Source organism: Novosphingobium sp. TCA1 (assembly GCF_009811895.1).
Taxonomy (GTDB): domain Bacteria; phylum Pseudomonadota; class Alphaproteobacteria; order Sphingomonadales; family Sphingomonadaceae; genus Novosphingobium; species Novosphingobium panipatense_A.
Window position 1 is genome coordinate 1 of the sequence record NZ_BLJH01000066.1, and the last position, 7862, is coordinate 7862.

Below are 7862 nucleotides of genomic sequence, written 5' to 3' on the forward strand. Positions count from 1 at the left end.
TGGCCTGCTCGCCCTCGACGTCGGCGGCGATGGTGATCGTCGCCTGCCGGTTGCGCCGGTAAAGCAGCGCGGGCTCGCTGCTCGCGGTGACCCGGCCCAGCTGCGACAGGGCGACCGGGCCGCTCTGCGTGGCGATCGGCAGGTTGGCGATGCGGCCGAGGTCGGTGCGCTCGGCCGTGTCGAGGCGCATGACGACATCGAGGGCCAGATCGCGGTCGCGGTAGGTGGTGACGCCGGCCCCGGCGATCGCGGCCTGCAGGGTCTTCTGCACCGCCTCGGTGGAGAGGCCGAGGGCACGCACCTTGTCCTGGTCGAGATCGACGCGGACCGCCTTGAGCGGTTCGCCGAGGTCGCTGTTCACGTCGCGCGAATGGCTGTCCGCGCGGACGATCGCTTCCAGCTTCTGCGCAAAGGGCGCCAGTGCATCGAGGTCCGGCCCGGCGAGGCGGTATTGCACGGGCTGGCCCACCGAAGGCCCGTTCTCCAGCCTGCTGACGCGCCCGCGCGCCTCGGGGAACTGCGCGGCGAACAGGTCCTGCACGTGCGCGATCACCTCCTCGCGGGCTTCCTCGTCCTTCGTCTGGAGGACCAGTTCGGCGAGCGTGATGTCGGGCGTCTGGACGTTCAGCGGCAGGTAGAAGCGCGGCGATCCGCCGCCGATGTAACTCGTGACCGAAGTGACGCGCTCATCCTTGGCCAGCAGCTTTTCCATGCGCGCGGCGACGGCCTGCGTCTGGGCGAAGCTGGCGTTCTGGGAAAGCTGCAGGTCGACCACCAGCTCGGGCCGGTCGGACGCCGGGAAGAACTGGCGGGGCACACCGAACTGGAACAGGAACACGGAGCCCACGAACAGTGCGGCGGCCGCGGCGACGACGGTCTTGCGGCGATCGAGGCAGCGGTCGAGCGCGCGGCGGAACCAGCTGTAGAAGCGGCCTTCGTACTGCTCCTCGGGCTCGCCCGCGTCGTCTCGCGCATCGGCACGCTGGGGCAGCAGGTGATAGGCGAGGAACGGCGTGAAGATCACCGCGACGAACCACGACAGCACCAGCGACAGCGCGATGACCTGGAACAGCGAGATCACGTATTCGCTCGCCGTCGCCTTCGACATCGCGATCGGCAGGAAGCCCGCGACGGTAATCAGCGTGCCGACCAGCATCGGGATCGCGGTGGTGGTGTAGGCGCTGATCGCGGCGCGGGTGCGGGTCCAGCCCGCCTCCAGATGGGTGCTGACCGCCTCGACCACGATGATCGCATCGTCCACCAGCAGACCCAGTGCGATGATGAGCGCGCCCAGCGAAATGCGTTGCAGGTCGATGCCCATCCAGCTCATCCCGGCGAAGGTCATCGCCAGCACCAGCGGGATGCACAGCGCGACGACGATGCCGGGCCGCCAGCCGAGCGACAGGAAGTTGACGACAAGCACGATGACCACCGCCTCGAGCAGCGAGCGGGTGAATTCGCCGACGGATTCGTCCACGACCTTCGTCTGGTCCGACACCGTGTGGATTTCGACGCCGACCGGCAGTTCGTCCTGGTACGAGGCCACGGTCTGCTTCAGGTTCTTGCCCAGCCGCGCGACATTGCCGTCGTCGCGCAGGCTGATGCCCACGCCCACCGCATCCTCGCCGCCGAACCGCATCCTGAAGGTGGCGGGGTCCTTGGTCGTGCGCTCGACTTTGGCGATCGCATCGAGGCGCACGCTCTTGCCGTTGGCGAAGATCGGCGTCGCCGCGATCGCCTCCAGCGAGCCGTAGGCGCCCGCCACCTGCAGGCGCACGCGCTCGGCGCCCGCCTCGACCGTGCCCGAGGCCGAGACGGCGTTGGTGCCGTCGAGCGCGTCGGCGATGGCCTGCGACGAGATGCCCAGCATCGCCAGTCGCGCGCTGTCGTAGGTGACGTAGACCGCCTCGTCCTGCTCGCCGATCATGTCGGTCTTGGCGACGTCGGGCAGGGCCTGGATGCGGTCGCGCAGCGTTTCGGCGTAGCGCTTGAGCGTGGGATAGGAGAAGCCGGGGCCGGTGATCGCGTAGATGTTGCCGTAAGTCGTCCCGAACTCGTCGTTGAACGCGGGGCCGACGACATCGTCGGGCAGGTCCGCGCGGTGGTCCGTCACGGTCTTGCGCACGGTGTACCAGATATCCGGCACCGCGCTGCCCTTGACGGTGGAGATCAGCGTGACGTTGAGCGTCGCCTGTCCGGGACGGGCCTTGCTCTTGACGTAGTCGATGTCGGGGATGTTCTCGGTCAGCACCGTCTCGATCGGCTTGATGACTTGTTCGGCCATCTGGTCGGCGGTCGCGCCCGGCCAGCCGACGGTGATCATCATGGTCTTGACGGTGAACTCCGGGTCTTCCTTGCGCCCGAGCGAAAGGTACGAGAGCAGCCCCGCCACCGAGGCGACGGCGAGCAGGAAACCGACGAGTTGCTGGTGGCCGAGCGCCCAGCGCGAGAGGTTGAAGCCGGTCACGAGGCAGGCACCTCGGCTATGCGGACCTTCTCGCCGGCACGCAGCAGGTGGATGCCGGCGGTGACGATCGTCTCGCCCGGGCGCAGGCCGGAGAGGACCGTCAGCTTGTCGCCGCTCGCCTGTCCCACCTTCACTGTGCGGGGTTGGACCGTCATCGTGCGCCGGTCGACGACCCAGGCCTGCGCCTTGTCGTAGCCTTGGGCGTCGTGGCCTTGGGCGATCGCGGTGAGGGGCACGAGGATGCCGCTTGCCACACGCTCGTCCTCGATGCGCAGTTCGGCGGTTTCGCCCATCCGCAGCGTCTCGCCGGGGGCGATGATGGAGAAGCGCGCGGCGAAAGTGCGGGTCGCGGGATCGGCGGCGCCCGCGATGCTGCGCAGCTTCACCGCGTACTTGCGCGAGGGATCGCTCCACAGGGTGACGCTGAGCCGCTTCGCGCGCTGGACCGGGCCGAGCCCGCCCTCGGAAAGCGAGACGGCGACTTCGGGACGCGAGGGATCGGCGAACGTCAGCACCGCCTGTCCGGCACCCACGACCTGTCCCACCTCGCCCTCCACTTGCGTGATCACGCCGCCACGCGGCGCGGTCAGGACGGTGCGGCCGACTTGCGCGGCGGCGGTGCCGCGCTGGGCACCGGCGGCGCGTAGCTGCGCCTGTGCCTGATCGGTGGCGGCCTTCTGCTGGTCGAACTCGGCCTGCGAGATGAAGCCCTGGGCGAGCAGGTCGCGCGAGCGGGCGAGATCGGCGCGTTGCGTCGCCGCCGCCGACTGGGCCGCGCCGGTCTGCGCGGCCGCGCTGTCGAGCGCGCGGGCATAGTCGCTGCCATCGAGGCGGAACAGCACCTGTCCGGCGCGCACGCTGTCACCGGCGCTGACCGCGCGCTCGACGATCCGTCCGGCCACCTGGAAGCCCAGCTGGCTCTCGAAGGCGGAACGGATCTCACCGGCATACGTGATCGCGCTTTGGCCGGAGTTTGCGGTGAGCTGCTGGACGGAGACCGCCCGCCGTTCGTCCTTGGCCGGGGGAGCCTCGTGACATGCGGAGAGCAGAAGCGCCGCCAGCGGCACAACCAGGGCAAGACGCGCCATTGTGATCCCTTGCTTGAAACCCTGTAAAGACAGGGAAATTGCCATGTGAGGCGGGGCAAATGGCGAGGGCGGGCAACAAGGCGATGAGTGCCTTGTAACAGCTTGTAACGCCCCGGAGCCGCTACCTCCCGGCGTGCTCGAACGGCGGCGGCACCTCGCCGGGGGCGAGCAGGCGGAATGCGAAAGGATAGTCGCGGCCGTTCCAGCGCACCGTGACGCGCACGTCTTGCCCTGCTGCGGAGCGCGGCAGGGCGGCGGTCACGATCCGGCCGCCGAAGCTGGCCTCGGGGTCGACCGTGGTGGTCTGCAGGATCTGTCCGTCGATCTGCTGCATCGTGTAGTCGAGCCGCTGCTGGATCGAGCCCATGGCCATTGCGCCGCCGGAGATCGCCATCGCCGCGCCCGCCTGCCCGGCGCTGTTGTCCTCCCACACGATGGTGCGCGAGACCACGCCGCGCGGGGTCGCGACATGGCCGTGATAGGCGTAGCGCTCGCCGCTCGACGAGGCAGAGACCGCAGCCAGCGTGCCTGCGACGAGCACGGTGCCGATCCGGGCGCGGCGAGCCTTGCTTTCGGCAGCCTCGGCCAGCGCATCGCGGCTCTGCACGGCGATCGGCTGGTATCCGAGCGAGACGCTGACGTTCTCGACGCCGATATTGGCGGGAGCGTTGCCCCGGTTGTAGACCGCGATGTCGAAGACGAGGGCGCCGTTCTCGATGGGGCGCGGGGTTATCTGGACCGCGCCGTCGGGGGTCTGCAGGTCTACGGTCGGCACGCCGCGCGTGAAGCGGGCGGTCTCGTGGCCTACGCTTACCGGATAGAGGCTCGGCGGCGAGGCCGCGAGGGCGGGGTTTGCGGCCAGCGTCAGGATGGCCGCGGAAACGACATGCTTCATGAGGTGACACCATTGTGAAGAGGGGGGTGTGCGGCGCGACATGCCCTGGGGGAAGGCTGCCGCGCCGCACCGGCGCGCCCGAGGCGGGGGCGGGGGGTGGAAGGCGCGCCGAAACCGAACAGGTCTACCAGACTCGCGGAACGGTTCGCACGATCACGCCGGTGGTGCGCGATGCCAGCACGATGCTGCCGTTAGCGTAGATCCAGGCGTGTCCTGCGGGCGCCACGGCCAGTCCGTAATAGGCCGGGTTGACGACGTAATAGCGCCGCAGTTCCACCGGCAGGACGGCTCCCACGACCCAGACGCGGCCATAATAGGCGCTGGCGACGGGGTAATAGCCATAGCCGGGCGCGAAATAGTATCCGCGCCGGACACCGACATAGCCGACGAAATCGGGATGCCCGTGCCACCAGCCGGGATTGCCCGGATACCAGCGCACCGGTGGAGCGGGCCGCACCACGGTCACCGGCGGGCGGACGTATACCGGCGGCGGATGGCCATGCCCGGGCGGCGGCGGATGACCGTGCCCCGGCGGCGGGGTGTGGCCGTGCGGCGGCGGGCGATGGTCATCGGCGGTGGCGGGCGAGAGGGCCAGCATCGACACTGTCAGGACGGCGAGGCTGCCTGCCCGCAACGCCGCGTGCTTCATGGCAATGGACCAGGACGATCTTGGCATCGGGACTTCTCCGGTTGGCTACCTGGAGAAGATTGCCGTCGCTGCGCAACAAGGTGATCTGCGGATGGTAACACCGTGTAACGCCCGCCGTCTCCGGGCGCCGGTCAGGCGGCGGGCAAGTCCACCGAGGCGCTGAAGCCGCCCCCGTCGCGATTGCCGAGCGTCAGCGTCCCGCCATTCTGCTGGGCGAGCGCATCGACGATCGCAAGCCCGAGCCCGGCCCCGCCGGTGTGGCGCGCGCGCGAATGGTCGAGCCGGTGGAACGGGCGGGTCAGGTCCTTGAGGTCCGCTTCGGGCACGCCCGGTCCATCGTCGTCCACGCGGATCTCGATGCGGCCCTGGCGTTCGCGGACGGACAGGCGGGCCTGCCCGCCATACCGCACCGCATTGTCGACGAGGTTCGCGAGGATGCGCTGCATCGCCAGCGGGTCGATGCGCACGGCAAGACCGGTCGGCGGCGGCGACGTGGCGGTGACGTCCTCGCCCTGGAGCGCGCGTGCTTCCAGAACCGAGCCGATCATGGCGGCGATGTCGGTCGTCTCGTGGACCGGGCGCGGCGGGGTCGCGGAAACGCGTGCGAACGTCAGGGTATCGTCGAGCAGGGCGCTCATCTCGCCGAGGTCGGCCATCGCCAGCGCGCGCTGGCGCGGGTCGCCGATGTAGTCGGCGCGAAGCTCCAACCGGGTGAGATAGGTGCGATAATCATGCGCGACCGCCGCGAGGAAGCCGGTCCGTTCTTCCACCAAGTCGCGCAGGCGGCGGCGCATGTCGTTAAAGGCGATCGAGAGTTGCTGGATTTCGTGCGCGCCGGTCACCGGAAGGTCCGGGGCGGACAGGCTGGCCTCGTCGTTCTGGAGCGCGCGGGCCAGGCGGGAGAGCGGGCGCGTGGTCAGCCCCGCGATCAGGACGACGACAAGCACGCTCGCCGCCGAGACGCCGATCAGGATGGCGTTAAGGCTCATCACGAAGCCGGCGATCGCTGGCGGCGTGGTGCGCTCGATGATAAGGACGGTGCCGTCGTTCAAGCGCACACGCAAGCGGATCGGGCTCGCGGAGTACTGGCGGCCCCGGCCCAGGTCGGTCAGCCGCGCATCGGGCGGAAAGTCGACGTGGAACGGGCGCCCCTGCAGGGCCGCGCGATAGGCGGCATTGGCTTCCCGCAGATCGGGGTGGGTGTTGTCCCCGCGCGGCAGGCCGTCACCCAGCATGACCAGCGTGGTGTTCACGCTCAGCCCGCGCAGCACCGCTTCGCGCGCGGCAGGCGGGGTCGCTTCGACGGCGAGAGCGATGGCCCGGGCGTCTTCGGCCGGCACCAGACGGAACAGCTCGGCGTCCGGCTGGTTCTGCTTGCTGGAAATGATCGTGATCGTCAGGCCGACTACGATCAGGTGGACGAGGACGATCAGGCCCACCCGTACCCGCAGGCCGTCGACCGGACGCAGCCAGCGCATCGTCAGATCTTCAGCACGCTGGGCGCGAACAGATAGCCGTCGCCACGCACGGTGCGGATCATCACGGGTTCGCGCGGATCGTCACCCAACTTGCGGCGCAACCGGCTGAGCTGCACGTCGATCGCCCGGTCGTAGGGTGTCGCCATGCGACCGCGCGTCATGTCGAGCAGCAGGTCGCGGCTCAGCACGCGGCGGGGATGCATCACGAGCGCATGGAGCAGGTCGAACTCGCCTGTGCTGAGCGTGACGGGGCGACCGTCCGGGTCGATCAGGTCGCGCGAATCCACGGCGAGAGTCCAGCCGGCGAAGCGATAGAGCTCCGCCCCGGGGCTCTCGACCGCCTGCCCGGGCGCCTTGGTCCGGCGCAGGATCGCGCGCAAGCGCGCCAGCAGTTCGCGCGAGTTGAAAGGCTTGGGCAGGTAATCGTCGGCACCGCATTCGAGGCCGATGATGCGGTCGATGTCGTCGCCCTTGGCAGTGACCATCAGGATCGGCAACTGCGGAACCTTGACGCGCAGCGTCTGGCAGATCGAAAGCCCGCTTTCGCCCGGCAGCATCAGGTCGAGGATCAGGCAGTCGAGCGAGGGCACGTCCGCCTGGCGGAAGAAGGCGGCGGCATCGCCATAGCCTTCCACCACGAAGCCGTTGGCCCTGAGGACTTCGGCGACCAGGTCGCGAATGGCGACGTCGTCCTCGATGATGGCGATCGTTCCTTCGGATTCCATGGGGTCCTGACCTTGTGGAGTTCAGCCGAGCCGGCGTCGTAAGTCCTTCATGCTAGAGCATGATCCGGTCGGTTCAACCGGATCATGCTCTGCATCTCGGTGGCGGGTGGCACGTGGGCTTATTTGCCGTACTTGGCCATGGCGGCGCGCAGTTCCTCGGGCGTGACCTTGCCGTCCTTGTTGGCGTCGATCATCGTGAAGCCCCGCTCGCGTCGTCCGGCGGCCTTCCATTCCGCGAGGTCGAGGGCGCCGTCGGAGTTGGTGTCGACCTTCATGAAGGCGTCGCGAGCCTTGTCGGCTGCAGCGGGGTCCTGCGCATGGGCGGCGGCGAACGGCAGGCTCGCTCCCAGTATCAGCAATGTCAGTTTCAGTTTCATCGTGTCACTCCAGATGAGCCCGTAATCGAGCTGAGTATCCAATAGCCGCGCGGTTCACTGCGCATTGGGCACGAATGTTCGTCCTTGTAACAGTTTGTGCAGCCGGGCGTTGAAGGCGTGTTTCGCGATCTTTGCGAAAAATTTCGCACCAGACCGACGGAAGTTCGCTCAAGCTGTATTCAA

At 68.6% G+C, this 7862-nt stretch carries 7 protein-coding genes; all 7 read right to left on the reverse strand.

Going from position 1 to position 7862, the window contains the following annotated elements; genetic code table 11:
- Positions 1–2467, reverse strand: a 2467-nt coding sequence (locus tag NTCA1_RS27300) for an efflux RND transporter permease subunit (protein ID WP_159832412.1), incomplete at its 3' end; no start/stop codon positions are given.
- Positions 2464–3555: an efflux RND transporter periplasmic adaptor subunit gene (locus tag NTCA1_RS27305; RefSeq protein WP_159832413.1), complete on the reverse strand. Its 1092-nt coding sequence runs from the start codon at positions 3553–3555 to the stop codon at positions 2464–2466. The genes NTCA1_RS27305 and NTCA1_RS27300, both read right to left, overlap by 4 nt.
- A 121-nt stretch (positions 3556–3676) precedes the next feature.
- Positions 3677–4450 (reverse strand): hypothetical protein, encoded by a 774-nt coding sequence (locus NTCA1_RS27310; RefSeq protein ID WP_133085129.1) that lies wholly within the window; start codon positions 4448–4450, stop codon positions 3677–3679.
- Between the two features lie 124 nt (positions 4451–4574).
- Positions 4575–5126 (reverse strand): RcnB family protein, encoded by a 552-nt coding sequence (locus NTCA1_RS27315; protein WP_133085130.1) that lies wholly within the window; start codon positions 5124–5126, stop codon positions 4575–4577.
- Positions 5127–5230: 104 nt separating this feature from the next.
- Entirely contained in the window at positions 5231–6577 is a 1347-nt protein-coding gene (locus NTCA1_RS27320) for an ATP-binding protein (protein ID WP_133085131.1), read from the reverse strand.
- Positions 6578–6579: 2 nt separating this feature from the next.
- Positions 6580–7302: a response regulator gene (locus NTCA1_RS27325; RefSeq protein ID WP_133085132.1), complete on the reverse strand. Its 723-nt coding sequence runs from the start codon at positions 7300–7302 to the stop codon at positions 6580–6582.
- A 119-nt stretch (positions 7303–7421) separates the two neighbouring features.
- Complete coding sequence (locus NTCA1_RS27330; protein WP_133085133.1) at positions 7422–7679, reverse strand: EF-hand domain-containing protein; 258 nt, start codon at positions 7677–7679, stop codon at positions 7422–7424.
- Positions 7680–7862: the final 183 nt, after the last annotated feature.